This is a genomic window from Rhodosalinus sp. 5P4, from assembly GCF_041365695.1.
Classification (GTDB): domain Bacteria; phylum Pseudomonadota; class Alphaproteobacteria; order Rhodobacterales; family Rhodobacteraceae; genus Rhodosalinus.
The window spans coordinates 324,107-350,395 of the sequence record NZ_JBGFSJ010000005.1; the positions used below are offsets into that span (position 1 = coordinate 324,107).

22 protein-coding genes are annotated in these 26,289 nt (G+C 68.1%); 15 read left to right on the top strand and 7 right to left on the bottom strand.

Annotated elements, in window-relative coordinates; genetic code table 11:
- Positions 1–3: 3 nt before the first annotated feature.
- On the bottom strand, positions 4–768 hold the full coding sequence (gene ubiE / locus AB6A69_RS11980) for a bifunctional demethylmenaquinone methyltransferase/2-methoxy-6-polyprenyl-1,4-benzoquinol methylase UbiE (RefSeq protein WP_371060936.1): 765 nt from the start codon (positions 766–768) through the stop codon (positions 4–6).
- Positions 769–853: 85 nt separating this feature from the next.
- Here ubiE and mutM point away from each other — a divergent pair, with 85 nt between their 5' ends.
- The 5 genes from mutM to dnaN all read left to right on the top strand — a co-directional run bounded on the left by mutM (position 854) and on the right by dnaN (position 6,042).
- Positions 854–1,705: a bifunctional DNA-formamidopyrimidine glycosylase/DNA-(apurinic or apyrimidinic site) lyase gene (gene mutM / locus AB6A69_RS11985; protein WP_371060937.1), complete on the top strand. Its 852-nt coding sequence runs from the start codon at positions 854–856 to the stop codon at positions 1,703–1,705.
- Between the two features lie 62 nt (positions 1,706–1,767).
- Positions 1,768–2,544 carry an enoyl-CoA hydratase gene (locus tag AB6A69_RS11990; protein WP_371055927.1) on the top strand — a complete coding sequence of 259 codons (777 nt, stop codon included), beginning with the start codon at positions 1,768–1,770 and terminating at the stop codon, positions 2,542–2,544.
- An 83-nt stretch (positions 2,545–2,627) separates the two neighbouring features.
- Positions 2,628–2,891, top strand: a complete 264-nt coding sequence (rpsT, locus tag AB6A69_RS11995; protein WP_371055928.1) for a 30S ribosomal protein S20 — start codon at positions 2,628–2,630, stop codon at positions 2,889–2,891.
- A 509-nt stretch (positions 2,892–3,400) separates the two neighbouring features.
- Positions 3,401–4,771 (top strand): chromosomal replication initiator protein DnaA, encoded by a 1,371-nt coding sequence (gene dnaA, locus AB6A69_RS12000; RefSeq protein ID WP_371060938.1) that lies wholly within the window; start codon positions 3,401–3,403, stop codon positions 4,769–4,771.
- A gap of 152 nt (positions 4,772–4,923) precedes the next feature.
- A complete protein-coding gene (gene dnaN / locus AB6A69_RS12005) occupies positions 4,924–6,042 on the top strand; it encodes a DNA polymerase III subunit beta (protein ID WP_371055930.1) in 1,119 nt (372 codons plus the stop codon).
- Positions 6,043–6,054: 12 nt separating this feature from the next.
- Here the strand turns inward: dnaN and AB6A69_RS12010 are convergent, their stop codons facing one another.
- Positions 6,055–6,858 (bottom strand): undecaprenyl-diphosphate phosphatase, encoded by an 804-nt coding sequence (locus AB6A69_RS12010; protein WP_371060991.1) that lies wholly within the window; start codon positions 6,856–6,858, stop codon positions 6,055–6,057.
- 221 nt (positions 6,859–7,079) lie between these two features.
- Between AB6A69_RS12010 and AB6A69_RS12015 the strand changes: the two genes are divergently transcribed.
- From AB6A69_RS12015 to AB6A69_RS12050, 8 genes are all read left to right on the top strand, one after another.
- The gene (locus AB6A69_RS12015) at positions 7,080–8,513 is read left to right on the top strand and encodes an NAD(P)-dependent oxidoreductase (RefSeq protein WP_371060939.1); all 1,434 of its coding nucleotides are present in this window, start codon (positions 7,080–7,082) and stop codon (positions 8,511–8,513) included.
- A gap of 97 nt (positions 8,514–8,610) precedes the next feature.
- Positions 8,611–13,149 carry a glutamate synthase large subunit gene (gene gltB / locus AB6A69_RS12020; RefSeq protein ID WP_371060940.1) on the top strand — a complete coding sequence of 1,513 codons (4,539 nt, stop codon included), beginning with the start codon at positions 8,611–8,613 and terminating at the stop codon, positions 13,147–13,149.
- A 509-nt stretch (positions 13,150–13,658) separates the two neighbouring features.
- Positions 13,659–14,396 carry a monofunctional biosynthetic peptidoglycan transglycosylase gene (gene mtgA, locus AB6A69_RS12025; protein WP_371060941.1) on the top strand — a complete coding sequence of 246 codons (738 nt, stop codon included), beginning with the start codon at positions 13,659–13,661 and terminating at the stop codon, positions 14,394–14,396.
- 62 nt (positions 14,397–14,458) lie between these two features.
- The gene (locus AB6A69_RS12030; RefSeq protein ID WP_371038882.1) at positions 14,459–15,124 is read left to right on the top strand and encodes a glutathione S-transferase family protein; all 666 of its coding nucleotides are present in this window, start codon (positions 14,459–14,461) and stop codon (positions 15,122–15,124) included.
- An 81-nt stretch (positions 15,125–15,205) separates the two neighbouring features.
- Positions 15,206–16,246 (top strand): tRNA epoxyqueuosine(34) reductase QueG, encoded by a 1,041-nt coding sequence (queG, locus tag AB6A69_RS12035; protein ID WP_371060942.1) that lies wholly within the window; start codon positions 15,206–15,208, stop codon positions 16,244–16,246.
- Between the two features lie 71 nt (positions 16,247–16,317).
- On the top strand, positions 16,318–16,764 hold the full coding sequence (msrB, locus tag AB6A69_RS12040; protein WP_371060943.1) for a peptide-methionine (R)-S-oxide reductase MsrB: 447 nt from the start codon (positions 16,318–16,320) through the stop codon (positions 16,762–16,764).
- On the top strand, positions 16,764–17,273 hold the full coding sequence (msrA, locus tag AB6A69_RS12045; RefSeq protein ID WP_371038885.1) for a peptide-methionine (S)-S-oxide reductase MsrA: 510 nt from the start codon (positions 16,764–16,766) through the stop codon (positions 17,271–17,273). The genes msrB and msrA overlap by 1 nt, the downstream gene beginning before the upstream one ends.
- A 296-nt stretch (positions 17,274–17,569) precedes the next feature.
- Positions 17,570–18,508, top strand: coding sequence for a DMT family transporter (locus AB6A69_RS12050; protein WP_371060944.1), 939 nt, complete (start codon positions 17,570–17,572; stop codon positions 18,506–18,508).
- A 9-nt stretch (positions 18,509–18,517) separates the two neighbouring features.
- Here AB6A69_RS12050 and AB6A69_RS12055 read toward each other — a convergent pair whose 3' ends face one another.
- The 5 genes from AB6A69_RS12055 to AB6A69_RS12075 form a co-directional block, all read right to left on the bottom strand.
- Positions 18,518–19,846 (bottom strand): NAD(P)/FAD-dependent oxidoreductase, encoded by a 1,329-nt coding sequence (locus AB6A69_RS12055; RefSeq protein ID WP_371060945.1) that lies wholly within the window; start codon positions 19,844–19,846, stop codon positions 18,518–18,520.
- Entirely contained in the window at positions 19,843–20,664 is an 822-nt protein-coding gene (locus AB6A69_RS12060; RefSeq protein WP_371055939.1) for an ABC transporter permease subunit, read from the bottom strand. Before AB6A69_RS12060 ends, AB6A69_RS12055 begins: the two co-directional genes overlap by 4 nt.
- Before the next feature lie 73 nt (positions 20,665–20,737).
- A complete protein-coding gene (locus AB6A69_RS12065; RefSeq protein WP_371060946.1) occupies positions 20,738–21,628 on the bottom strand; it encodes an ABC transporter permease subunit in 891 nt (296 codons plus the stop codon).
- 3 nt (positions 21,629–21,631) lie between these two features.
- Positions 21,632–22,780: an ABC transporter ATP-binding protein gene (locus AB6A69_RS12070; protein ID WP_371060947.1), complete on the bottom strand. Its 1,149-nt coding sequence runs from the start codon at positions 22,778–22,780 to the stop codon at positions 21,632–21,634.
- Between the two features lie 84 nt (positions 22,781–22,864).
- Entirely contained in the window at positions 22,865–23,950 is a 1,086-nt protein-coding gene (locus AB6A69_RS12075) for a polyamine ABC transporter substrate-binding protein (RefSeq protein ID WP_371060948.1), read from the bottom strand.
- Between the two features lie 138 nt (positions 23,951–24,088).
- On the opposite strand from AB6A69_RS12075, the gene AB6A69_RS12080 reads away from it, so the two are divergent.
- Both AB6A69_RS12080 and AB6A69_RS12085 read left to right on the top strand, forming a co-directional pair.
- Entirely contained in the window at positions 24,089–24,772 is a 684-nt protein-coding gene (locus tag AB6A69_RS12080; RefSeq protein WP_371060949.1) for a GntR family transcriptional regulator, read from the top strand.
- Between the two features lie 64 nt (positions 24,773–24,836).
- Positions 24,837–26,234: an aspartate aminotransferase family protein gene (locus AB6A69_RS12085; RefSeq protein ID WP_371060950.1), complete on the top strand. Its 1,398-nt coding sequence runs from the start codon at positions 24,837–24,839 to the stop codon at positions 26,232–26,234.
- Positions 26,235–26,289 lie beyond the last annotated feature (55 nt).

Below are 26,289 nucleotides of genomic sequence, written 5' to 3' on the forward strand. Positions count from 1 at the left end.
GGGTCAGAGCTTCCAGCCAGAGTGGAGCGCGGCGACGCCCATGGTCAGGTTGCGGTAGCGGGCCTGCTCGAAGCCCGCGTCGCGGATCATGCCGAGAAACGTCTCCTGGTCGGGGAAACGACGGATCGATTCCACCAGATACTGGTAGCTCGCGCGGTCCTGCGCCACGACCTGGCCCATGGCGGGGATCACGTTGAAGGAATAGCGGTCATAGGCCCATTGCAGGGCCGGCGTCGGGATCTGCGAGAACTCGAGCACCATGAGGCGGCCGCCCGGCCGGAGCACGCGGAACGCCTCGGCGAGGGCGGCCTCGGGCCGCGTGACGTTCCGGATGCCGAAGCTGATCGTGTAGACATCGAAGCTTGCGTCCGGAAACGGCAGCGCCATCGCGTCGCCCACGATCCAGGCGAGCTGATCCGCCATGCGCTCGGCCTCGGCTCGCTTGCGCCCCGCGATGAGCATGGATTCGGTCAGATCGAGCACGGTGGCGTGCCCCGCGCCGGCGCGGCGAAGGAAGCGGAAGGCGATGTCGCCGGTGCCTCCGGCCACGTCGAGAAGCCGCTGGCCGGGCCGGGGCGCCAGCCAGTCCATCATCGCGTCCTTCCAGAGCCTGTGAACGCCCGCCGACATCAGGTCGTTCATCACGTCGTAGCGGCTGGCAACCGAGGTGAACACGCCCTTGACGCGTCCCGCCTTTTCGGTCTCGGGCACGGTTTCGTACCCGAAATGCGTCGTGCCCCTGCGGGCGTCTGTCGCGTCGTCGCTCATGAGCCTTGCCGTCTGCCGTGCAGAGCCTTCTTATAGGGCGCTTGCGGGGCGCTGCAATCCGCGCCGGCCGCGGGAAGGAGCGCGCATGCCGGAATTGCCCGAAGTCGAGACAGTTCGTCGCGGCCTTTCGCCCGTGATGGAGGGCGCGCGGATCCTGCGCGCAGCGGTCAACCGGCCCGATCTGCGCTGGCCGTTGCCCGAGCGCATGGCCGAGCGGCTGGCCGGGGCGCGGGTCCTGCGCCTCGGGCGGCGGTCGAAGTACCTGCTCGCCGATCTCGACACGGGCGAGACCTGGATCATCCATCTCGGCATGTCGGGTCGCCTGCTCGTCTCCGGCGATGCGCTGGGACGCTTCGTGCACGACCATCCCGCACCGGAGAAGCACGATCACGTGGTGATCGACCTCGAGGGGGGCGCCCGCGTCACCTTCAACGACCCGAGGCGCTTCGGCGCGATGGACCTGGTGGCGACGGAACGGCGGCAAACGCACCGCCTGCTTGCAGGGCTGGGACCCGAGCCGCTCGGCAACGGGTTCGACGAGGACTATCTGGTGGCGCGCCTCGCCGGGCGGGACACGCCCGTGAAGGCGGCGCTTCTCGACCAGAGGCTCGTCGCGGGGCTCGGCAACATCTATGTCTGCGAGGCGCTCTTTCGCGCCGGCGTCTCGCCCCTGCGCAAGGCCGGGCGCCTGTCCTCGCGGCGCGCCGCGGCGCTCGTGCCGGCGATCCGGGCGGTGCTCGCCGACGCGATCGAGGCCGGTGGCTCCAGCCTGCGCGACTATCGCCGCGCGGACGGCGAACTCGGGTATTTCCAGCACGCCTTCGACGTCTATGGCCGGGAGGGCGCGCCCTGCCGGCGGCCCGGCTGCACCGGAACGGTGCGCCGCAAGGTCCAGTCGGGGCGCTCTTCGTTCTACTGCATCTCTTGCCAAAGATAGCTTGAATGGACGTGCCAGAATGCTAAGGCAGGCATCTGACCGAAACGAACGGAGCCGGCTGCATGGCTTATGAGACGATCATCGTCGAGACCGAAGACCACGTCGCCACGATCAAGCTCAACCGCCCCGACGCGCTGAACGCGCTGAACGCGCACATGCTGGGCGAACTGTCCCGCGCGCTTGCCGAGGCCGACGCCAACGACAAGGTGCGCTGCATCATCCTGACCGGCTCCTCCAAGGCCTTTGCGGCGGGCGCCGACATCCGGGAGATGTCGGAGAAGAGCTTCGTCGACATGTACATGTCGGACTACTTCACTCCGGAGCACGACGCGGTGACCCGGGTTCGCAAGCCCGTCATCGCCGCCGTGGCCGGCTACGCGCTGGGCGGGGGGTGCGAGCTTGCGATGATGTGCGATTTCATCGTTGCCGCTGACACGGCGAAGTTCGGCCAGCCCGAGATCAACCTGGGCGTGGTGGCCGGTCTCGGCGGAACCCAGCGCCTGACCCGGGCGGTCGGCAAGTCGAAATCCATGGACATGCACCTGACGGGACGCTTCATGGACGCCGAGGAGGCGGAGCGCGCGGGCCTCGTCAGCCGCGTGGTGCCCGCCAAGAGCCTGATGGAAGAGGTGCGTGGCATCGCCGACAAGATCGCGGAAAAGTCGATCCTGACCGCGATGGCGGTCAAGGAGGCGGTGAACCGGGCCGAGGAAACCACGCTCGCCGAGGGGCTGCGCTTCGAGCGGCGCCTCTTCCACGCGCTCTTCTCCACCGAAGACCAGAAGGAGGGCATGACCGCCTTCCTGGAGAAGCGCGAGGCGCAGTTCCGCGACCGCTGAGCCGGGCGGTTGACTTGCCCGCGACTCGCGTCTAAGAGCGCGGCTTCAGACATTCCACCCCAGACGAATGGGACGAAAAGACAATGGCAAACACGCCTCAGGCCAAGAAGCGCGCCCTTCAGAACGAGCGTCGCTACGCCGTGAACAAGGCGCGCCGGTCGCGCATCCGCACCTTCCTGCGCAAGGTCGAGGAAGCCATCGCCTCGGGCGACAAGGATGCCGCGGCCGCCGCACTTCGCGCCGCCCAGCCGCAACTGATGCGCGGCGTGACGAAGGGCGTGTTGCACAAGAACACCGCTGCCCGGAAGATGTCGCGCCTGTCCGCCCGTGTGAAAGCGATCGGCTAACCCCTTTTCCAGACGGTAAAGTTTACGGGCCCGGCACCTCGCCGGGCCCGTTTCGTTGTGCAGCCGCCGCATGAGGCGGAACCGGATTCTTTTGCCCGCGGATCCGAGTCAAGCGACAAGTTTCGTTGCCGCTCTGCAAGCGCAGTTGCTAACTTCCGGTCTGCGAGTCATCGCCTTGGGGGGACAGGCGTCACACCGCACACGTGGATCGTTTCCACCTGTGTGGCCGAGCGATCCGTAGAGCCAGGATCGCCGTGACCGTGGGGCATCGGGGACGCCTCACGCGCCAGTCCGACACAAGATGAACGGCGCAACCGGCGCCCACTCCGCGGTCGTGCGTTTCGGCCCGCGAGGGGGAGCGTTCCAGTTGCGCCTGAATGCCCGGCATCGCCGGGCTGGTGGGTTGGCCGGGCGGAGTCCGCTCGCGGGGTCGTCGGGTTTCGGGTTCGAGTTGAACCGTCTGCGCGGTTTGGAGGTCCGGAATGAAGTCGCTGCTGGAAGAGAGAAAAATGACGCGGGATCAATGGGGACAGCTACAGGCAACACTCGAGAGGACGGTAGGCAGGAACAACTACCACAACTGGATCAAGCCGCTCGAGTTCGCCGGCGTCTCTGACGGGGTCGCGACCTTCAAGGTGCCGACGAATTTCCTTGGCAACTACGTGTCGCAGAATTTCGGCGACGTTCTGCTTCACCAGATCGCGACCGCCGGCGCCGATGTCAGGCGCGTGCATTTCACCGTGGCGCCCTCTCCAGAGCGGCCGGCCGCGCCCTCGAACGGCCCCCGCGACGCGGCGTCCGCGGCGGCCGTGCCCGAAACCTCCGGCAGCAGCGACACGCTTCCCGGCGCGCCGCTCGACGAGCGGTTCCGTTTCGAGACCTTCGTCGTTGGCAAACCCAACGAGCTTGCCCATGCCGCCGCGCGCCGCGTCGCCGAGGGCGGCCCCGTCACCTTCAACCCGCTGTTCCTTTACGGCGGCGTCGGGCTCGGCAAGACGCATCTGATGCACGCGATCGCCTGGGAGTTGCAGGAGCGCCAATCGCATCTCAACGTGCTCTACCTGTCGGCCGAACAGTTCATGTATCGCTTCATCCAGGCGTTGCGCGATCGCAAGATGATGGACTTCAAGTCCATTTTCCGCTCGGTCGACGTGCTGATGGTGGACGACGTGCAGTTCATCGCCGGCAAGGACAGCACGCAGGAGGAATTCTTCCACACGTTCAACGCCCTCGTCGATCAGAACAAGCAGATCATCATCTCGGCCGACCGTGCGCCGGGCGAGATCAAGGATCTCGAGGAGCGCATCAAGAGCCGCCTGCAATGCGGCCTCGTGGTGGACCTGCACCCGACGGATTACGAACTGCGCCTCGGCATCCTGCAGTCCAAGGTGGAACGGCAGCGCAGCCAGTATCCCGGCCTTCAGATCGAGCCCGGCGTGCTGGAGTTCCTGGCGCTGCGGATCTCGACCAATGTCCGCGTTCTCGAGGGGGCGCTGACCCGCCTCTTCGCGGTGGCCTCGCTCGTCGGGCGGCCGATCGACATGGAACTCACCCAGGACAGCCTCGCGGACGTGCTGCGGGTCTCCGAGCGGAAGATCACCATCGAGGAGATCCAGCGCAAGGTGTCGGAACATTACCACATCCGCCTGAGCGACCTGCTCGGGCCCAAGCGTGTGCGCAATTACGCGCGGCCGCGCCAGGTGGCGATGTATCTGGCCAAGCAGCTCACCAGCCGGTCGCTGCCGGACATCGGACGCCGCTTCGGCGGGCGCGACCACACGACGGTGATGCACGGCGTGCGCCGCATCGAGGAACTCAAGTCCTCCGACCCGCAGATCTCGGAGGATCTCGAGATCCTGCGCCGGTCGCTCGAGGCCTGAGACCGGTCCTTGGTTTTTCCGGCACGGGCCGCGCGCAATCGCGGGCCGCGACCTTGACGGGTCGTTCGATCCGGCGGAGAACCCCACAAAGCACTTGAGCCGGAACGGGAAATGGCTAGCGTTTCCTTCCCGGTCGAGCGGAGGGATGGGGCATGAAGATCAGCATCGAGCGCGGCACGCTTCTCAAGGCCGTCTCCCAGGCGCAGTCCGTGGTGGAGCGGCGCAACACCATTCCCATTCTCGGCAACGTGCTGATCGAGGCCGAGGGCGACGAGGCGAAATTCCGTGCCACCGACCTCGACATAGAGGTCGTGGACCGTGCCGCGGCGCAGGTGCAGCGGCCCGGCGCGACGACCGTGAGCGCTGTCACCCTGCATGAAATCGTCCGCAAGCTGCCCGACGGCGCGCTTGTCACGCTGAGCGACGACGGCGCGTCCGGCCGGCTGGAGGTGGAAGCGGGGCGGTCGCGCTTCTCGCTCGCCACCCTGCCGAAAGAGGATTTCCCGGTGATGGCCTCGTCGGAATACACGGCGAATTTCGCCGCGCCCGCTCCGGTGCTCCGCCGCCTCTTCGACAAGTCCAAGTTCGCGATCTCCACCGAAGAGACGCGCTATTACCTGAACGGCGTCTACATGCATGTGGCCGAGGGCGAGGACGGGCCGGTGCTGCGCTGCGTGGCGACCGACGGTCACCGGCTGGCCCGGATCGACGCGCCCCTGCCCGACGGCGCCGAGGAGACGCCCGGCGTGATCGTGCCGCGTAAGACGGTGGGCGAACTGCGCAAGCTGCTGGACGACGACGACGCCGAGATCGCGGTCTCGGTCTCCGAGACGAAGGTCCGTTTCGCGACGCCCGACATCACGCTGACCTCGAAGGTGATCGACGGAACCTTCCCGGACTATGCCCGCGTCATTCCCCAGGGAAACACCCGGCGGCTGGAGGTCGACGCCGCGGAGTTCGCGCAGGCCGTGGACCGGGTGGCCACGGTCAGCTCGGAGCGCTCGCGCGCGGTCAAGCTGCAGCTCGACGAGGATCGGCTGGTGCTGTCCGTGAATGCCCCCGACAGCGGTGCGGCGGAAGAGGAACTGTCGGTCGCCTACGGCGACGAACGCCTCGAGATCGGGTTCAACGCCAAGTATCTGCTCGAGATCGCGAGCCAGGTGGACCGCGAGAACGCGGTGTTCATGTTCAACTCTTCCGGCGACCCGACGCTGATGCGCGAGGGCGACGACAGTTCCGCGATCTACGTCGTGATGCCGATGCGGGTCTGACCCGCGCCGGGGTCAGGAATAGGCCCAGGCCAGAAGCCCGATACCGAGCGCCACGCGGTAGATCACGTAGGGCGTGAAGCTCACCGACCGCAGCAGCCGCATCATCAGCGCCAGCGCCGCCAGCGCCGAGACGAAGGCGAAACCCGCTGCGATCGCGCCGTTCCGGGCGGCCTCGGTGTCGGCCGTGGCGACGACCTCGGCGGCCAGCAGCGCACCCGAGGCGGCGATGGTGGGAATCGACATGAGCATGGCGATCTTGGCCGCGCCGTGGCGCGAATAGCCGAGGAAGCGGGCCCCGGTGATACAGATGCCCGAGCGCGAGGTGCCGGGGATGAGCGCCACCGCCTGCCAGAGCCCGAGTATCCAGGCATGACGCCAGGACCAGTCCGCGGCCTCCAGCCGGGCGGGCCCGAAGCGGTCCGCCACCCAGAGGACCACGCCGAACCCGAGCATCGTCCAGCCGATGACGGCGACCGAGCGCATGGCGTCGTCGAGCCCGGTGAGCTTGAGGGCGAGGCCCGCCACCACGACCGGGACCGTCGCCATCAGAAGCAGGAGCGCGAGCCGCGCGCCGGGCGTGTCGGCGCGGCCCCGAACGAGCCGGCCGATTCCGGCCAGCGCCTCGCGGACATCGGCCCAGAAATAGACGATCACCGCGCCCAGCGTGCCGACATGCACGGCCACGTCCACGACCTGGCCCTGGTCTTCGATGCCCGCCAGCGCGGGCAGGAGAATCAGGTGACCCGAAGAGGAAATCGGCAGGAATTCCGTGACGCCTTGCGTGACCGCCAGGATGAAGAGGTGCAACAGGGTCATGGGCATGTCCGGCTTGGCGATGCTGCGGCCGGTATAAGTGATGCTGCCGCAAAGGAAAGAGTCCATTTGGGTCCGGTTCGATACATAAATTTTCCGCAATGCAGCGCTCAGGACCGTTTTGCGGGTCATGTCGCCTGAATAAGCGTCAATAGTTGTGACTTTTCTTTCGCCGGAACCTGATATATGCACACGCGTCAGCGTCAGTCTTGGAGGAGCGCGCGATGTCGAAGCAGCACCTGCTCAAATTCGTGAGCGTCGAACGGGACATGCCCGAAAAGCGGGACGCGAATGTCCGCGCCCACGACTTTCACGAGATCTACGCGGAATACGCGGCCGAGAAGGCGCGCGAGCAGGCCGGGCGCTGCAGCCAGTGCGGCGTGCCCTATTGCCAGTCGCACTGCCCGCTGCACAACAACATCCCCGACTGGCTGATGCTGACCGCCGAGGGCCGCCTGCGCGAGGCCTATGACCTCAGCCAGGCCACGAACACCTTTCCCGAGATCTGCGGCCGGATCTGCCCGCAAGACCGGCTGTGCGAAGGCAACTGCGTGATCGAGCAGTCGGGACACGGCACGGTCACCATCGGCGCGGTCGAGAAATACATCACCGACACCGCGTGGGAGGAAGGCTGGGTCCAGCCCCTGCGCCCCGCGCGCGAGCGTCCCGAAAGCGTGGGCATCATCGGCGCCGGTCCCGGCGGGCTCGCCGCCGCGGACGTGCTGCGCCGCGCGGGCGTGCAGGTGACGGTCTACGATCGCTATGACCGCGCGGGCGGGCTGATGACCTACGGCATCCCCGGCTTCAAGCTCGAGAAGGACGTGGTCATGCGCCGCAACGCGCAGCTCGAGGAGGGCGGCATCCGCTTCGTCCTGAACTGCAATGTCGGCGAGGACGTGTCCTTCGAGGAGATCCGCGACCAGCACGACGCCGTCCTTGTCGCGACCGGCGTCTACAAGTCGCGCGAACTTACCGGGCCGGGGTCTGGCGCGGACGGCATCGTCCGGGCCATCGATTTTCTCACCGCGTCCAACCGCAAGAGCTTTGGCGACGCGGTGCCGGAGTTCGAATCGGGCGAGCTCGACGCGAAGGACAAGCGCGTGGTCGTCATCGGCGGCGGCGACACCGCGATGGATTGCGTGCGCACCGCCGTGCGTCAGGGCGCGACCAGCGTGAAGTGCCTCTACCGCCGGGACCGGCAGAACATGCCGGGCTCCCAGCGCGAGGTGGCCAACGCCGAGGAGGAGGGCGTGGAATTCGTCTGGCTTTCGGCGCCGAAGGGCTTCGTCGGCGACCCGGTGACAGGCGTCGTGGTGCAGCGCATGCGCCTCGGCCCGCCCGACGCCACGGGCCGCCAGTCGCCCGAGGTCATCGAGGGGTCGGATTACACCGAAGAGGCGGACATGGTGATCAAGGCGCTCGGCTTCGAGCCGGAAGAGCTGCCGCGCCTCTGGGGCGTCGAGGGCCTGGAGGTCACGCGCTGGGGCACGGTGAAGGCCGAATTCACCACCGGCCGCACCTCGCTGCCCGGCGTCTACGCCGTGGGCGACATCGTGCGCGGCGCCTCGCTCGTGGTCTGGGCCATCCGCGACGGCCGCGACGCCGCCCAGGCGATCCTCGAGGATCTCGCCGCGCAGCCCGCGGTGGCGGCAGAGTAGCGCGCCCCGGCACCACCTGACGCGCCGGCCCCGGACGGGCCGGTCCCTGACCATCGCAGCGGGCACGGGCCCGCCCTCTCGGAAGAGGACTGACGCCATGACCATCTTCGATGCCAACTGGGCCGCCGAGCAGGAAGACAAGCGCCGCTGGCTGGCCGACCACGGCCTTTACGACCCGCAGGAGGAGCGGTCCTCCTGCGGCGTTGGCCTTGTCGTCTCGATCGACGGGACGCCCTCGCGCAAGGTCGTGGACGCGGGTATCGACGCCCTCAAGGCGATCTGGCACCGCGGCGCGGTGGACGCGGACGGCAAGACGGGCGACGGGGCCGGCATCCATCTGCAGATCCCGGTGCCGTTCTTCTACGACCAGATCCGCCGCACCGGCCACGAGCCGCGCGAGGACCAGCTCATCGCGGTGGGCCAGGTGTTCCTGCCGCGCACCGACTTCGGCGCGCAGGAAACCTGCCGGACCATCGTCGAGACGGAAGTCCTGCGCATGGGCCACTACATCTACGGCTGGCGCCATGTTCCGGTCGCGATCGACTGCCTTGGCGAGAAGGCGAACGCGACGCGGCCCGAGATCGAGCAGATCATCATCTCCAACGCGAAAGGCATCGACGAGGAGACCTTCGAGCGCGAACTCTACGTCATCCGCCGCCGGATCGAGAAGGCCGCCGCCGCCGCGCAGGTGCCGGGCCTCTACATCGCGTCGCTCTCGTGCCGGTCGATCATCTACAAGGGCATGATGCTGGCCGAGCAGGTGAGCGAGTTCTACCCCGACCTCCAGGACGAGCGCTTCAAGTCGGCCTTCGCCATCTATCACCAGCGCTACTCCACCAACACCTTCCCGCAATGGTGGCTGGCGCAGCCCTTCCGGATGCTCGCCCACAACGGCGAGATCAACACGCTCAAGGGCAACATCAACTGGATGAAGAGCCACGAGATCCGCATGGCCTCGAACACGTTCGGGGACATGGCCGAGGACATCAAGCCCATCGTGGCGCAGGGCTCGTCGGATTCGGCGGCGCTCGACGCCGTGTTCGAGGTGCTGGTGCGCGCGGGCCGCAACGCGCCCATGGCCAAGACGATGCTCATTCCCGAAAGCTGGTCGCAGGCGCGGGTGGAACTGCCGCAGGCCTGGCGCGACATGTACGCCTATTGCAACGCGGTGATGGAGCCGTGGGACGGTCCGGCGGCGCTCGCCATGACCGACGGGCGCTGGGTCTGCGCGGGGATGGACCGCAACGGGTTGCGCCCGATGCGCTACGTCGTCACCGGCGACGGAATGGTGATCGCCGGGTCCGAGGCAGGGATGGTGCACGTGGACGAGGGCACCATCCGCGAGAAGGGCGCCCTCGGCCCGGGCCAGATGCTTGCCGTCGACATGGCGGAGGGCAAGCTCTACCACGACACCGAGATCAAGGACCGTCTGAGCGAGGCCCAGCCCTTCGGCGAATGGGTCGGCAAGATCAACGAGCTCGACGAGGTGCTGTCGAAGGTCAGCGAGGCGCCGCTCTTCACCGGCTCCGATCTCAAGCGCCGGCAGATTGCTGCGGGCTACACCATCGAGGAACTCGAACAGATCCTCGCTCCCATGGCCGAGGACGGCAAGGAGGCCGTGGCCTCGATGGGCGACGATACGCCCTCCGCCGTGCTTTCGAAGAAGTACCGGCCGCTCAGCCATTACTTCCGGCAGAACTTCAGCCAGGTGACGAACCCGCCCATCGACAGCTTGCGCGAATACCGGGTGATGAGCCTCAAGACGCGCTTCGGAAACCTCAAGAACGTGCTCGACGAGTCCTCGGCGCAGACCGAGATCTTCGTGCTCGACAGCCCCTTCGTGGCCAACGCGCAGTTCGACGAGATGGTGCGCCAGTTCAACGCCGACATGGTGGAGATCGACTGCACCTTCCCGGCCGCCAGCCGCGAGGGCGCGCTGCGCGACGGTCTTGCCCGTATCCGGTCCGAGGCCGAGGACGCGGTGCGCTCGGGCGCGGGCCACATCGTTCTCACCGATCACCGGTCGGACGGGGACAAGGTGCCGATGCCGATGATCCTGGCCACCTCGGCGGTGCATTCGCACCTGACACGGCAGGGCCTGCGCACCTTCTGCTCGCTCAACGTCCGCTCGGCCGAGTGCATCGACCCGCACTACTTCGCCGTGCTGATCGGGGCGGGCGCCACCACGGTGAACGCCTATCTGGCCGAGGACAGCCTGGCCGAGCGGATCGAGCGCGGGCTGCTCGACGGGCCGCTCACCGAGGCGGTGGCGCGCTACCGCAAGGCCATCGACCAGGGCCTGCTCAAGATCATGTCGAAGATGGGCATCAGCGTGATCTCGTCCTACCGCGGCGGGCTCAACTTCGAGGCGGTGGGCCTCGGCCGCGCGATGTGCGCGGAGTATTTCCCCGGCCTCGTCAGCCGCATTTCGGGCATCGGCGTGTCGGGCATCCAGAAGAAGGTCGAGGAGGTGCATGCCCGCGCCTGGCAGGGGTCGGCCGACGTGCTGCCCATCGGCGGCTTCTACAAGATGCGCAAGTCGGGCGAGACCCATGCCTGGGGGGCGCAGTCGATGCACCTGATGCAGATGGCCTGCAACCAGGGCTCTTACGAGATGTGGAAGCGCTACTCGGCGGCGATGCAGGCCAACCCGCCGATCCACCTGCGCGATCTTCTCGACATGAAGCCGAAGGGCAACCCCGTGCCGCTCGAGGAGGTGGAGAGCATCACCTCGATCCGCAAGCGGTTCGTCACACCGGGCATGAGCCTCGGCGCGCTCAGCCCCGAGGCGCACAAGACCCTGAACGTCGCCATGAACCGCATCGGCGCGAAGTCCGACTCGGGCGAGGGCGGCGAGGATCCGGCGCATTTCGTGCCCGAGCCCAATGGCGACAACCCGTCGGCCAAGATCAAGCAGGTGGCCTCGGGCCGCTTCGGCGTGACGGCCGAATACCTCAACCACTGCGAGGAGCTGGAGATCAAGGTCGCCCAGGGTGCCAAGCCCGGCGAGGGCGGCCAGCTTCCCGGCATGAAGGTGACGGAGCTCATCGCGCGGCTTCGCCATTCCACGCCGGGCGTGACCCTGATCTCGCCCCCGCCGCATCACGACATCTACTCGATCGAGGATCTCGCCCAGCTCATCTACGACCTGAAGCAGATCAACCCGCGCGCCAAGGTCACGGTGAAGCTGGTGGCCTCCTCCGGCGTCGGCACCATCGCGGCGGGCGTGGCGAAGGCCAAGGCCGATGTGATCCTCATCTCGGGCCACAATGGCGGCACGGGCGCATCGCCGGCCACGTCGATCAAGTACGCCGGTCTGCCCTGGGAGATGGGGCTGACCGAGGCGCACCAGGTGCTCTCGATGAACAACCTGCGCGAGCGGGTCACGCTGCGCACCGATGGCGGCCTGCGGACGGGCCGCGACATCGTCATGGCCGCGATGATGGGGGCCGAGGAATACGGCATCGGCACCGCCGCGCTGATCGCGATGGGCTGCATCATGGTGCGGCAGTGCCAGTCGAACACCTGTCCCGTGGGCGTGTGCACGCAGGATCCCAAGCTGCGCGAGAAGTTCACCGGCAACGCGGACAAGGTGGTGAACCTCATCACCTTCTACGCGCAGGAGGTGCGCGAGGTGCTGGCCTCCATCGGCGCGCGGTCGCTCGACGAGGTGATCGGCCGCGCGGACCTGTTGACCCAGGTCAGCCGGGGCGCCGCGCATCTCGACGATCTCGACCTCAACCCGCTTCTCATCACCGTCGACGGGGCCGAGCGCATCACCTACGACCGCGACAAGCCCCGCCAGACGGTCCCGGACACGCTCGACGCCGAGATCGTCCGCGACGCTGCGCGCTTCCTCGAGGACGGAGAGAAGATGCAGCTGTCCTACGCGGTACAGAATACCCACCGGACCGTGGGCACCCGCACCTCCAGCCACATCGTGCGCCGGTTCGGGATGCGCAACGCGCTCCAGCCCGACCACCTGACGGTGAAACTCAAGGGCAGTGCGGGGCAGTCGCTGGGCGCCTTCGCGGCGCCGGGCCTCAAGATCGAGGTGGCGGGCGACGCGAACGACTATGTCGGCAAGGGCCTTTCGGGCGGTCTGATCTCCGTGCGCCCGCCGATGGCCTCGCCGCTCGAGGCGGGGGAGAACACCATCATCGGGAACACGGTGCTTTACGGTGCGACCGCGGGCTACCTCTTCGCCGCCGGCCGGGCGGGCGAGCGTTTCGCCGTCCGCAACTCGGGCGCCCATGTCGTGGTGGAGGGCTGTGGCTCCAACGGGTGCGAGTACATGACCGGCGGGGTCGCGGTGATCCTCGGGCGCATCGGGGCCAATTTCGGCGCCGGAATGACCGGGGGCATGGCCTACATCCACGACCCCGAAGGACTGGCGCAACAGCTCATCAACATGGAAACGCTCGTGGTCTGCCCGGTCTCGGTCTCGCACTGGGAGGCGGAGCTGAAGGACCTCGTGGAGCGCCACGTCGCCGAGACCCGCTCGCGCCGCGGCGCCGACATCCTCCAGAACTGGGAGATCGAGCTCGGGAACTTCCTGCAGGTCTGTCCGAAGGAGATGCTCGGCAAGCTGTCGCACCCGATCGGGATCGAGAGCGAGGCGGTGCCCGCCGAATAGACCCGCCCGCGGGCCCCCGGCGGCGGCGAAACCGCTGCGGGGGGCGGGCAGGCGCCCGTCGGTTCGGCGCGAGCTTCGCGGACGCGGGCCCCCGCCATGGGGCGGGTCCGCGCCCGGCATCGCGGCAGATCCCGTGGTCGCGCCGATCCCGGCAGGACTCTGTAAGGATTGCCTGTTATCCAGAAAACTGGCCGTTTCGAAGCGGCGAACCACTCCGGTCAGCCATGCCCACGACCTGCGACCACCCGGTCTTCACCTTCGGTCCCGCGAGCCCGCCGCCTGCCGGTGCGCCGGTGAAACCTGCTCGCCGGGCGCCGGTGAACCGGCACGGGGGCGGCGGGACCGACCGCCTCGGCATTCCGTCTAAGTGCCGCTTCCACGGAATTTCCCGCGCGGGCTGGCGCGGCACAGCCGTGGCCGCGCGGCCGTTGCCTCGCCAGCCCGCGGCGACGCGCGTCCGCGCCTGAGCGCTGGCAGCGCATGGTGCCTTTGTGATGTAAGGCTGCGACATGCCCCAAAAGCGCCGTTCATCCCAGAGCCCCCACAAGAAAACCGCCGGAACGCCCCCGCGCCGATCCGTCGCGACGCGCGTCGTGCGCCTTTTGCGGCGCGCGGTGCTGTGGGGGCTCGCCCTCGTTCTGCTGGCGGTGCTGGCCGGGCGCATCGTGAATCCCCCGGTGACGCCCTACATGGCCGCCGAGGCGTATCGCCTCGGCGGCGTGGCGCGGGACTGGGTGCCCATGGACCGGATCGCGCCCGCGATGGCGCGCGCGGCGGTGGCGGCGGAGGACGCGAATTTCTGCCTTCACTGGGGGTTCGACCTCGACGCGATCCGTGTCGCGATCGCCGACGGCTCGCGCCGCGGCGCATCGACGATCTCGCAGCAGACGGTCAAGAACGTCTACCTGTGGCATGGGCGGAACTGGCTGAGAAAGGCGCTGGAAACAGCGCTCACGCCCGTCGTGGAGGCGGCCTGGCCCAAGCGGCGCATCCTCGAGGTCTACCTCAACGTGGCCGAGTTCGCCGAGGGCGTCTTCGGCGTGGAGGCGGCCGCGCGCCACCATTTCGGGGTCTCCGCCGCCGACCTCGATCCCCGTCAGGCCGCGCTTCTGGCCGCCGTGCTGCCGTCGCCCAAGACGCGCTCGGCGGCGCAGCCCTCCGACTTCGTGCAGCGACGCGCGCGCGCGATCCGCGACGGGGCCGAAACCATCCGCGCCGACGGGCGCGCCGCCTGCTTCGAGAGTTGAAAAGCGCCGTCCGACCGGGCATGCAGGGGCAACGCCTGCAACCAGCGCCCGGAGCCCGGCCGATGGCCCGCCTCTACCACGTGCCACTCTCGCCTTTCTGCCGCAAGGTGCGCCTGTGCCTCGCGGAGAAGCGGATCGAGTGCGAACTCGTGGAAGAACGCTACTGGGAGCAGTCGCCCGACTTCCTGCGGCGGAACCCGGCGGGCAAGGTCCCGGTGCTGAAGATCGACGGCAGGACGCTTTCGGAAAGCATGGCGATCTGCGAGTACCTGGATGAAACGCGCCCCGAGCCGCCGCTCATGCCACGCACCCCCGAGGCCCGCTACGAGGTGCGCCGCCTCGTGGGCTGGTTCGACGACAAGTTCCACGCCGAGGTGACGTCGAAACTGCTTTACGAGCGGGTCAACAAGAAGGTGATGGGGCAGGGATACCCCGACAGCCGAAACGTCAAGAGCGGAGCGCAGAGGATCAAGTACCATCTCGACTACATGGCGTGGCTTCTCGATCACCGCCGCTGGCTCGCCGGTGACGTGATGACGCTGGCGGATTTCGCGGCGGCGTCGCATCTCTCCGCGCTGGACTACATTTCGGACGTGGACTGGAACCGATCCGAGACGGTCAAGGACTGGTATGCCAAGATCAAGTCGCGCCCGGCCTTTCGCGGCATCCTCGCCGACCAGGTGCCCGGGTTCCCCCAGCCGGCGCATTACGCCGACCTGGATTTCTGATCTCGCGCGCCGCCGGGGGGCGGCCCGCCCCCCGTCCCTGCGGGACTCCCCCCGGGAGTATTTTTCCCAAGAAGAAACGACATGGACGCGCTGAAGGAGAGGCTGAGGATGCAGGCGCGCGCCGAGGGCTTCGACGCCTGCGGCGTCTGCCGGCCCGACGCGATACCGCAGGTGCCCGCGCGGCTGGCGGCGTTCCTCGATGCGGGCTGGCACGGCCAGATGCGCTGGCTGGAAGAGCGGGCGGCCTGGCGCGGCAACCCGGCGGCGCTCTGGCCCGCGGCGCGCTCCATCATCATGCTGGCCGAAAGCTACACGCCCGACGAGGACCCTTTGGCGCTGCTCGACCATCCCGACCGCGGCATCGTCTCGGTCTATGCGCGGGGTCGGGACTATCACGACGTGGTCAAGAAACGCCTCAAGCGGCTGGCGGGCTGGCTGATCGCCGAGGCGGGCGAGGGCACGGAGGTGAAGGTCTTCGTGGACACCGCGCCGGTGGCCGAGAAGCCGCTGGCCGAGGCCGCGGGGATCGGCTGGCAGGGCAAGCACACCAACCTGCTGTCCCGCGATCTCGGGAACTGGGTGTTCCTCGGCGCGATCTTCACTACCGCCGAGATCCCGCCCGACGCCCCGGCGAGCGAGCATTGCGGATCGTGCCGCGCCTGCCTCGATGTCTGCCCGACGGACGCCTTCCCGGCGCCGTTCCAGCTCGACGCGCGGCGCTGCATCTCCTACCTCACGATCGAGCACGCCGGGCCGGTGGACGAGGAATTGCGTCCGCTGCTCGGAAACCGAATCTACGGTTGCGACGACTGCCTTGCCGTCTGCCCCTGGAACAAGTTCGCCCGGACCGCGCGGGAGGCGCGATATCACGCGCGGGCGGAACTGCGGGCCCCGCGCCTGGCCGATCTGGCGCAGCTCGACGACGCGGCGTTCCGCGCGCTGTTCTCCGGCAGCCCGATCAAGCGGATCGGCAGGAACCGGTTCGTGCGCAACGTTCTTTATGCCATCGGGAATTCGGGCGACGCCGCGCTGCGGCCGGTGGCGCAGGGCCTCGCGGAGGATCCTGACCCGGCGGTGGCGGATGCGGCGCGCTGGGCCGCGGCGCGGCTCGCGGCCGCGTGAGGCGCGAGGGGGTTTGATTTTGCCGCCGGCGTGCCATCTTTAGGCGCAACGGTCAGGAAGGAGAGACGCGGATGCCCAGATACGAGCGCCGCCCGGAAGCGGTGGAGGCGCTGGACCCGATCCAGTACCATGTGACGCAGGAGAACGGTACCGAGCGCCCCGGCACCGGGCACTACCTTTCCAACAAGGAGCCGGGCATCTACGTGGACATCGTCTCCGGCGAGCCGCTCTTCGCTTCGTCCGACAAGTACGAATCGGGCTGCGGCTGGCCGAGCTTCGTGAAGCCGATCGAGCCCGCGCATGTACGCGAGCTTCAGGACCGCAGCCTCGGCATGGTCCGGACCGAGGTGCGCTCGGCCCATGGCGACAGCCATCTGGGGCATGTCTTCCCGGACGGGCCGCGCGAGCGCGGCGGGCTGCGCTATTGCATCAATTCCGCCGCCCTTCGGTTCATCCATCGCGATGACATGGAGGCCGAGGGCTATGGCGATTACCTGGATCAACTGGAGGATGTCTGATGGCTGAAGAGCGCGCGATTCTGGCGGGTGGCTGCTTCTGGGGCATGCAGGATCTGATCCGCAAGCTTCCCGGCGTGCTGCGCACCCGCGTGGGCTATACCGGGGGCGACGTGCCGAACGCGACCTATCGCAACCACGGCACCCATGCGGAGGGGATCGAAATCATCTTCGACCCCGAGACGATCAGCTACCGGCGGATCCTGGAATACTTCTTCCAGATCCACGATCCCACGACGCTGAACCGGCAGGGCAACGATGTCGGCATGAGCTACCGGTCGGCGATCTATTATCTCGACGAGGCCCAGCGCGCCGAGGCGCTCGCCACCATCGCGGATGTCGAGGCGTCTGGCCTCTGGCCGGGAAAGGTCGTGACCGAGGTGGCGCCCGCAGGCGATTTCTGGGAAGCCGAACCGGAGCATCAGGATTACCTGCAACGCATCCCGCACGGCTACACCTGCCATTTTCCGCGTCCCGACTGGGTGCTGCCGCGCCGCGACGCCGCGGAGTGAGTGGAACGAACGGGGTGCGACCGGCAAGGCGCGTCTGGTCCGCCGACGCCCGAAGGGCGCCGGCCAAGGGTCGGAACGCGCCGCACGGGCCGGATCGTCGTCTTGCCGATCTCGCCTGCGATATCGTTCTGAGAGGCGGTCCTGCGCCCTAGGGCCGTGGCAGGCCGGTCGCAGCCGCGACCGGAGACGTCGCCAACCCTTCCCGATGCCCGAAGGACGAGCGCACGGGGCTCGCGCCCCGTCGCTTGCACTTCCGCGTGTTGCGGGGCATGGCTTTGAGGCGAAAGGACAGTCCCATGCATCCCGCGCGCGGTATTGCGCTCAAGCTCGCCTCGGTGGTTCTCTTCATCTCCATGGCAACGCTCATCAAGGCGGTGTCGGAGCATGTGCCGGCGGGGCAGTCCGTCTTCTTCCGCTCCTTCTTCGCGATGCCGGTGATCGTCGCCTGGCTCGCATGGCGCGGCGATCTTTCCACCGGTTTCCGGGTGCGCAACCGGCTTGCCCATGTCTGGCGCGGCCTCATCGGTACCGCGGCGATGGCCTGCGGCTTCGCCGCCCTGGGCCTGCTTCCCCTGCCCGAGGTGACGGCGATCGGCTACGCCGCGCCGCTTCTTACAGTGCTTTTCGCCGCCCTCCTGCTCGGAGAGCGGCTTCGCGCCTTCCGGCTGAGCGCGGTGGGGTTGGGCCTCATCGGCGTGCTGATCGTGCTCTGGCCGCGCCTTTCGGTGGAGGCGCTGGGCGACATGGCGCTTGCCGGGGCGGTATTCGCGTTGCTGTCGGCGGCGCTCCGGGCGCTGGCCCATGTCCAGATCCGCCGGATGGCGGTGGTCGAGGAGACATCGGCCATCGTGTTCTACTTCTCGCTCACGGCGACGGCCTTCTCGCTTCTGACGCTGCCCCTCGGCCTTGTCTGGCCGGCAACGCTTGGCTGGGTGTGGCCCACGCCGCTGGAAGCGGGGCTTCTGGTCGGCGCGGGGCTGATCGGCGGGGTGGCGCAGATCGTTCTCACCAGCGCCTACCGGTTCGCGGACGCCTCGCTGCTCGCGCCGTTCGACTACGCCTCGATGCTCTTCGCGATCGCCATCGGCTACACGGTGTTCGCGGAGGTTCCGACCGCGCCGATGCTGGCGGGCGCGGGGCTCGTGATCGCGGCGGGCGTGCTGATCGTGTGGCGCGAGCGGCAGATCGGGCTTGCGCGGGATCGCGCGCGGGCCGGGTTGACGCCCCAGGGCTGAGCGCCCGTCTCAGCGGTCGCGCCAGCCGAAGCTCGCATAGGCCGGCACCAGCGCGGCGCGGCGGAACCGGCCGAGCGGGAAGCGCCCGGGCACGCGGCGCATGGCCTCGGGGTAAGGCGCGCCCGGCAGCCGATCCTGCACGAGGTCCGCGAGAATCCGCCCGGCATAGCCGCCCATCGCGACGCCGTTTCCGTGATAGCCGAACCCCGCGAAGACGCCCGGCATTTCCGGCACCGGCCCGACATATGGCAGCAGCGTCGGCGTCAGGCAGACGAGCCCGGACCACAGATGCGGCGTCTCCACATCGCGCCAGGCCGGGAACATCGCCTCGAAATCGGCGCGGATCGTCCGCGCGAGCCGCGCCGTCTCGCGCGGGGTGGCGTAGATGCCGCCGCGCATCCCGAAGAGAAAGCGGTTGTCGGGCATGAGACGGAAATAATGCAGCAGGTGCCGCGTGTCGTAGGCCATCTGCGCCGTGGTCCAGCCCGCCGCCTGAAGCTCGTCGCCCTCAAGCGGGCGGGTCACGATCACGTTGGAGGCCACGGGCATGTAACGCGCGCGCATCCAGGCGGGCACGTCCTCGGAGGAGTATCCGTTGGTGGCGAGGATCACGCGTCGCGCCCTGAGCCGTGCGCCGGGCAGGCCGAGCACGTAGCCTGACCCGTCCGCGCGCAGGGACGTCACCGGCGCGGGCGCGAAAAGCCGAGCGCCCGCCGCCTGAGCGGCCCGCGCGAGGCCCGCGGCGTATTTCCGGGGATTGAGCGCGAAGCCCAGGGGAACCGTGAGCGCGCCGTGGAAAGGCCCCGCCATCCCCGCGTCCGCGAGATCGGCGGCGGGCACGAGGCGCGGCGTCACGCCGTAGCCGGCCTCGACCTCCTCGGCCTCGCGCTGCAGGCGCTCCCAGTCCTGCGGGCGGTGGGCGAGCAGCGTTTCGCCCTCGGAGTGACGGTCCACGTCGAGGTCCAGCCGGTCGATCAGCCCGGAGGTGAAATCCACGGACGCGCGCTGCGCGTCGCGCCAGCCCTGCGCGCCCGGCGCGCCGAAGCGCCGGGTGAGCGCGGCGTCGGACAGTTTGGACCCGCCGAGGCAGCAGAACCCGCCATTGCGCCCCGAGGCGCCCCAGAACGGGGCCTCGGCCTCGCAAAGCGCCACATCGACCCCGGCCTCGGCAAGGTGAAGCGCGGCGGAAAGACCGGTGAAGCCACCGCCGATCACCGCGACATCGGCGGCGATCTCTCCCTGTGGCGCGGGCCAGTGCGGCGTCTCGACCGTCGCGGCCCACCAGCACTCCGCCACCGGTGCCGCGCCATAGGCGGCGGGTTCGACGATACGCCTCATCCGGTCAGGCGCAGGGCGGCCTGTTCCTCGCGCTGCTGGCGGATCGCCGCGTTCTTCGAGGCGAGCGAAGCGGCCACGACACCCACCGTGACGATGCCGATCAGCAACGAGGAAAGCGCGTTGATCTCGGGGCTGACGCCCAGGCGGATCGACGAGAAGATCTTGATCGGCAGCGTCGTCGCCGAGGGTCCGGCGGTGAAGCTCGCGATCACCAGATCGTCGAGCGAGAGGGTGAAGGCCAGAAGCCAGCCCGAGATCACGGCGGGCAGGATGATCGGCAGCGTCACGAGCCGGAACGCCTCCGCCGGGGAGCAACCGAGATCAAGCGCCGCCTCCTCGAGCGAGCGGTCGAAGCTGACCAGCCGCGAGGAGACCACGACGGACACGAAGCACATCGAGAAGGTCGTATGCGCGAGGATGATCGTGAAGATCCCGCGATCGAGCCCGATCCCGATGAAGAGAAGCAGCAGGGAAAGCCCCGTGATCACCTCGGGCATCACCAGCGGGGCATAGATCATCCCCGAGAACAGCGTGCGCCCGAGAAAACGCCCGGCCCGGACGAGGACCAGCGCCGCCATCGTGCCGAGCACGGTCGCCACGGTCGAGGAGACGACCGCGACCTTCAGCGTGACCCAGGCCGCGTCGAGGAACGCCTGGTCGCGGAAGATCTCCGCGTACCAGCGCGTGGAGAAGCCCGCCCAGACCGTCACGAGTTTGGACGCGTTGAAGGAGTAGATGACCAGGATGATCATCGGCAGGTAGAGGAACGCGAAGCCCAGCGTGAGAGACGTCGCGTTGAACCAGGTGAAGCGTCTCATCGCGACGGCCCTCCGGTCAGGGTCTGGCGCGGGGCGCCAGCGCCGCGAAAACGCGACGGGGAGAGGCGCTCCTTCATCCTTCGGCCTCCCGCTGCTTCTGCTCGTTGCGCTGGAACAGGACGATGGGCACGATCAGGATCAGCAACAGCACGATCGCCACGGCGCTCGCGACCGGCCAGTCGCGGTTGTTGAAGAACTCCTCCCACAGGATCTTGCCGATCATCAGCGTCTCGGATCCGCCCAGAAGCGAGGGGATCACGAACTCCCCGATGGCGGGGATGAAGACGAGGAAGCAGCCGGCGATGATGCCGGTTTTCGACAGCGGTACGGTCACGAGCCAGAAGGCGCTGATGCGCGAGCAGCCGAGATCCTCCGCCGCCTCCAGCAGCGAATCGTCCATCTTCTCGAGGTTGGAGTAGATGGGCAGGATCATGAAGGGCAGGTAGGTGTAGACGATGCCGACATAGACCGCCGCATTGGTGTTCAGGATGGTCAGCGGCTCCGAGATGAGCCCTGTCCACATCAGGAACTGGTTGAGGAACCCCTCGTTCGAAAGGATGCCGATCCACGAGTAGACGCGGATCAGGAAGCTGGTCCAGAACGGCAGGATCACCAGCATGAGAAGCGTCGGCCGCCACTCCGGCGCCGCGCGTGCCATGCCGTAGGCGATGGGATAGCCCACCAGAAGGGTGATGACCGTCGAGATCAACGCGATCCGCAACGAGGAAAGATACGCCTTCCAGTAAAGGTCGTCCGTCGTCAGGAACCAGTAGTTCTCGAAGTCGAGCCCGCCGAAGAAGTCGCGAAGGCCGGCCCAGCCCTCCGACGGGTCGAGCGTCGGCGTGTAGGGCGGGATCGCGATCGCGATGTCCGAAAGCGAGATTTTCAGGACGATCACGAAAGGCACGAGAAAGAGCGCCAGCAGCCAGAGATAGGGCACGGCGATGAGGGCGAAGCGGCGCATGGCTCAGGACTCCAGCAGGATGCCGGCGGTGGCCGTCCAGCTCAGCCACACCTCGTCCTCCCAGGTGAAGGACCGCCGCGCGATGCGCCGGGTGTTTGCGGTCTGGGCCTTGATGACATGCCCGGTGGGCAGCTTGACGTGATAGGTGGAGATGTTGCCGAGATAGGCGATGTCGAGCACCTCGCCCTTCACGGCGTTGGCGGCATCCTCGGGGCGCTCGGCGCTGATCGTGATCTTCTCCGGTCGGATCGCGAAGTGGACCTTCTGCCCCTTGTCGAAGGCCCGCGCCGTGGTGCCCTTCAGCCGCGGCTGCCCCTCGGCCCAGTCGATGTCCACGCGGCCCTCGCCGGCATCGGGCACGGGCGTGGCGCGGCCCTCGATGATGTTCACCTCGCCGATGAAGTCCGCGACGTAGACCGAGACCGGGTTCTCGTAGAGGACGTCCGGCGTGGAGACCTGGATGAGCCGGCCCTCGTCCATCACCGCCACGCGAGAGGCCACGGTCATCGCCTCCTCCTGGTCATGGGTGACGATCACGAAGGTGGTGCCGGTGTTTTCCTGGATGTCCATGAGTTCGAACTGCGTGTCCTGGCGCAGCTTCTTGTCGAGCGCGCCGAGCGGTTCGTCGAGCAGCAGCAGCTTCGGCGCCTTGGCGAGCGAGCGGGCGAGCGCCACGCGCTGGCGCTGGCCGCCGGAAATCTGGTGCGGCTTGCGGCGCGCGAACTTCTCCAGGCGGGTGAGGCGCAGCATCTCCTCCACCCTGGCGGCGATCTTGTCCTTGGGCTGGTTCTCGCGGCGCAGACCGAAGGCGATGTTGTCCCAGACGCTGAGATGCGGAAAGAGCGCGTAGGACTGGAACATCATGTTCACGGCGCGCTTGTTCGGCGGGATCGGGGCGATGTTCTGCCCGGCGAGCATGATCGAGCCTTCCGTCGGCGCCTCGAAGCCGGCGAGCATCCGCATCATCGTGGTCTTGCCGCAGCCCGAGGGCCCGAGCAGCGCGAAGAACTCGCGTTCGTAGATGTCGAGGCTGAGGTCGTCGATCGCAGTGAAGTCGCCGAAACGCTTGGTGACGTTCCTGAACCGGATGAGCGGCGTCTCGTCGGGATCTTCCCACGGGGCGTAGACGGTCTGGGCAGAGGGCTGCGCCATCGGCAGACTCCGGAATGCTGACAGGAAAAACGTCTCAAAGAGGCCCGCGCGGCGTTGCCGCGCGGGCCGGGTGCGCGCCGGGGCTCAGGTGCCCGACTTGATCTTTGTCCAGAGCCGCGTGACCGTCCGCTGCACGCGCGGCGGGTAGGGCGTCGTGGTGTAGAGGTTCTCCATCGTCTCCTGGTCGGGATAGATCGCGGTATCGCCGATCACGTCCTCGTTCAGGAACTCCTGCGAGGCCTCGTTGCCGTTGGCGTAGTAGACGTAGTTCGACGCCGCGGCCATGTTCTGCGGATCCATGATGAAGTTCAGGAACACGTGCGCGCCCTCGGGGTTCGGCGCGTCGACCGGGATCGCCATCTGGTCGAACCACATCTGACCGCCCTCCGCGGGGATGTTGTAGACGATCTCGACACCGTTGTCGGCCTCGGCCGCGCGGTCCCGCGCCTGGAGAATGTCGCCCGACCAGCCCACGGCCACGCAGATCTCGCCGTTGGCGAGCGCGTTGATGTATTCCGAGCTGTGGAATTTCTGGATGTGGGGCCGCACGGCCGCCAGGATCTCCTCGGTCTGGGCGATCACGTCGGGATCGTGACTGTCGGGATCCTCTCCCAGATAGGTCAGCGCCATCGGGATCATCTCGGTCGGCGCGTCGAGGAAATGCACACCGCAGGAGGCGAGCTTTTCCATGTTCTCGGGGTTGAGCACCAGTTCGAGCGAATTCAGCGGGGCGTCCTCGCCGAGCACCTCGCGCACCTTGTCCACGTTCGCCCCGATCCCGGTGGAGCCCCACATGTAGTTGATCGAGTACTCGTTGCCGGGGTCGTATTTCGCGGTACGCTCCTCGACCATATCCCACATGTTGTCGAGGTTGGGCAGCTTCGACTTGTCGAGCTTCTGGAATGCGCCCGCCGAGATCTGCCGCTGCAGGAACGTTCCGGTGGGCACCACGACGTCATACCCCGATCCGCCGGCGAGCATCTTCGTCTCGAGCATCTCGTTCGAGTCGAACACGTCGTAGACGAGATCGAGGCCGGTTTCCTCCTCGAATTTCTCCAGAAGCGACTCGTCGATGTAGTCCGACCAGTTGTAGACGCGCACTTCCTCGGCGCCGGCCGCGCCCGCGGCAAGCGCCAGCGTCGCGGCCGTCGTCAGGATGGATCTTTTCATGTCAGTCTCCCGTTGGCTTGTCCGGAGGTCTTTTTCGCCCCGGTGCCCCACATTTGATCAAATGATGCCTTGCCTGGCAACCGCATGATGGTTTCATGCAGGGGAAGACTGCGCAAGCGGCCACGGGAGGGCGCCAGCATGGGCGAACGCGCATTGACCAACAAGGCGGCATCCGGGGGCCGCGTGCCGGCGCACCAGGTCGTCTATCGCGCCCTTCGCGACCGGATCCTGCACGGCGAGATGGCGCCCGGCCAGCCGGTGACGATCCAGGGCCTCGCCGACAGCACGGGGGCGGGCATGACCCCGGTGCGCGAGGCGATCCGGCGCCTGACATCCGAGGGCGCGCTGGTGTTCCAGGACAACCGGCGCGTCAGCGTGCCCGTTCTGGACGCCCGCGGCGCGGAGGAACTGATCTTCGCGCGACAGGCGCTCGAGCCGGAACTCGCGCGCCGCGCCGCCGCGACCGCCGGTCCCGACGCGCTTGCCCACCTCGCCGCCGAGGATGCGGCGCTCGACCGGGCGATCGCGCGGGGCGACGTGGGCGGCTACCTGCGGCACAATCACGGCTTTCACGCCGCGCTTTACGTCGTCGCCCGGGCGCCGGTGCTCGCGGACCTCGTCGAGGGGCTCTGGCTGCGCTTCGGCCCCTCGCTCCGGATCGTCTGCGGCCGGGTCGGCACGGGCAGCCTGCCCGACCGCCACAAGGAGATCATGGACGCGCTCGCCGCGGGCGACGGCGACGCGGCCGCCGCCGCCATGCGCGAGGATATCGAGCAGGGCATGGCCGCGCTCAGGGCCGGGATCGCGGCCGGGGAGGGCTGATTCGATTGACCTTGCCGAATTTGATCATATTCTTGCGGCCAACCCGGTCCGAAAGGCGAGAGCGATGAACAAGATCACCAACCACATGCCCACCGCCGAGCTGCAGCGCCTCGACGCGGCCCATCACATGCATCCCTTCACCGCGCAGGGCGCGCTTGGCGAGAAGGGCGCGCGCGTGATCACCGGCGCAAGCGGCGTCTGGCTCACCGACAGCGAGGGGCGGCGCATCCTCGACGGCATGGCCGGGCTGTGGTGCGTGAACCTGGGCTACGGCCGCGAGGAGCTTGCCGACGCGGCCTATCGGCAGATGAAGGAACTGCCCTACTACAACACCTTCTTCCAGACGACGCATGTTCCCGTCGTGGCGCTCGCGGCCCGCATCGCCGAGCTCGCGCCGGGCGATCTCAACCACGTCTTCTTCGCCTCCTCCGGGTCGGAGGCCAACGACACCAACATCCGCCTCGTGCGGCACTACTGGGCGATGAAGGGCCAGCCGCAGCGCGACACGATCATCTCGCGGCGGAACGCCTATCACGGCTCCTCCATCGGCAGCGCCTCTCTGGGCGGGATGGCGCCCATGCACGCCCAGGGCGGCCTGCCCATCCCGGGCATCCACCATATCGGCCAGCCCAACTGGTGGGCCGAGGGCGGCGACATGACGCCCGAGGAGTTCGGCCTCGCCCGCGCGCGCGAGCTAGAGGAGGCGATCGAGCGCATCGGCCCCGACCGCGTGGGCGCCTTCATCGCAGAGCCGGTGCAGGGGGCGGGCGGCGTCATCGTCGCGCCGGAGACCTACTGGCCCGAGATCCAGCGCATCGTGCGCAAATACGGCATCCTGCTGATCGCCGACGAGGTCATCTGCGGTTTCGGGCGCACCGGCAACTGGTTCGGTAGCCAGACGCTCGACATCCGGCCCGACATCATGACGATCGCCAAGGGCCTGTCCTCTGGCTACCAGCCGATCGGCGGCTCGATCGTGAGCGACGAGGTGGCCGGGATGATCGGGCGCGACGAGTTCAACCACGGCTACACCTATTCCGGCCATCCCGTCGCCTGCGCCGTCGCGCTGGAGAACCTGCGCATCCTCGACGAGGAAGGGATCGTCGATCGCGTGCGGGAGCACACGGCGCCCTACCTGAAATCCCGCTGGGAAAGCCTGGCCGACCACCCGCTCGTGGGCGAGGCGAAGATCGTGGGGCTGATGGGCTCGATCGCGCTCACCCCGGACAAGGCGACGCGCGCGGCCTTCGCCGCCGACGCCGGCACGGTGGGCTTCGTCTGCCGCGAGCGCTGTTTCGCCAACGATCTCGTGATGCGCCATGTGGGCGACCGGATGGTGATCTCGCCCCCGCTCGTCATCTCCGACGAGGAGATCGACGAACTGATCCTGCGCGCGCGCCGCGCGCTCGACGAGACCCATGACAGGCTGCGGGCCGAGGGGTTGATGGAGGCCGCGGCCTGACCGGGGCCGGCGCGGGTTTCCGGCCGCGACGGGGGCGCTGCCCCCGTCGCGGCTC

Coding starts and splice junctions, on each gene's coding strand:
- msrB (WP_371060943.1), top strand. CDS start 16,318: ATGCCCAGATACGAGCGCCGCCCGGAAGCGGTGGAGGCGCTGGACCCG.
- msrA (WP_371038885.1), top strand. CDS start 16,764: ATGGCTGAAGAGCGCGCGATTCTGGCGGGTGGCTGCTTCTGGGGCATG.
- AB6A69_RS12015 (WP_371060939.1), top strand. CDS start 7,080: ATGTCGAAGCAGCACCTGCTCAAATTCGTGAGCGTCGAACGGGACATG.
- ubiE (WP_371060936.1), bottom strand. CDS start 768: ATGAGCGACGACGCGACAGACGCCCGCAGGGGCACGACGCATTTCGGG.
- AB6A69_RS12085 (WP_371060950.1), top strand. CDS start 24,837: ATGAACAAGATCACCAACCACATGCCCACCGCCGAGCTGCAGCGCCTC.
- AB6A69_RS12050 (WP_371060944.1), top strand. CDS start 17,570: ATGCATCCCGCGCGCGGTATTGCGCTCAAGCTCGCCTCGGTGGTTCTC.
- AB6A69_RS12055 (WP_371060945.1), bottom strand. CDS start 19,846: ATGAGGCGTATCGTCGAACCCGCCGCCTATGGCGCGGCACCGGTGGCG.
- AB6A69_RS12075 (WP_371060948.1), bottom strand. CDS start 23,950: ATGAAAAGATCCATCCTGACGACGGCCGCGACGCTGGCGCTTGCCGCG.
- gltB (WP_371060940.1), top strand. CDS start 8,611: ATGACCATCTTCGATGCCAACTGGGCCGCCGAGCAGGAAGACAAGCGC.
- dnaA (WP_371060938.1), top strand. CDS start 3,401: ATGACGCGGGATCAATGGGGACAGCTACAGGCAACACTCGAGAGGACG.
- queG (WP_371060942.1), top strand. CDS start 15,206: ATGGACGCGCTGAAGGAGAGGCTGAGGATGCAGGCGCGCGCCGAGGGC.
- AB6A69_RS12070 (WP_371060947.1), bottom strand. CDS start 22,780: ATGGCGCAGCCCTCTGCCCAGACCGTCTACGCCCCGTGGGAAGATCCC.
- AB6A69_RS12030 (WP_371038882.1), top strand. CDS start 14,459: ATGGCCCGCCTCTACCACGTGCCACTCTCGCCTTTCTGCCGCAAGGTG.
- rpsT (WP_371055928.1), top strand. CDS start 2,628: ATGGCAAACACGCCTCAGGCCAAGAAGCGCGCCCTTCAGAACGAGCGT.
- mtgA (WP_371060941.1), top strand. CDS start 13,659: ATGCCCCAAAAGCGCCGTTCATCCCAGAGCCCCCACAAGAAAACCGCC.
- AB6A69_RS11990 (WP_371055927.1), top strand. CDS start 1,768: ATGGCTTATGAGACGATCATCGTCGAGACCGAAGACCACGTCGCCACG.
- AB6A69_RS12060 (WP_371055939.1), bottom strand. CDS start 20,664: ATGAGACGCTTCACCTGGTTCAACGCGACGTCTCTCACGCTGGGCTTC.
- AB6A69_RS12080 (WP_371060949.1), top strand. CDS start 24,089: ATGGGCGAACGCGCATTGACCAACAAGGCGGCATCCGGGGGCCGCGTG.
- AB6A69_RS12065 (WP_371060946.1), bottom strand. CDS start 21,628: ATGCGCCGCTTCGCCCTCATCGCCGTGCCCTATCTCTGGCTGCTGGCG.
- mutM (WP_371060937.1), top strand. CDS start 854: ATGCCGGAATTGCCCGAAGTCGAGACAGTTCGTCGCGGCCTTTCGCCC.
- dnaN (WP_371055930.1), top strand. CDS start 4,924: ATGAAGATCAGCATCGAGCGCGGCACGCTTCTCAAGGCCGTCTCCCAG.
- AB6A69_RS12010 (WP_371060991.1), bottom strand. CDS start 6,858: ATGACCCTGTTGCACCTCTTCATCCTGGCGGTCACGCAAGGCGTCACG.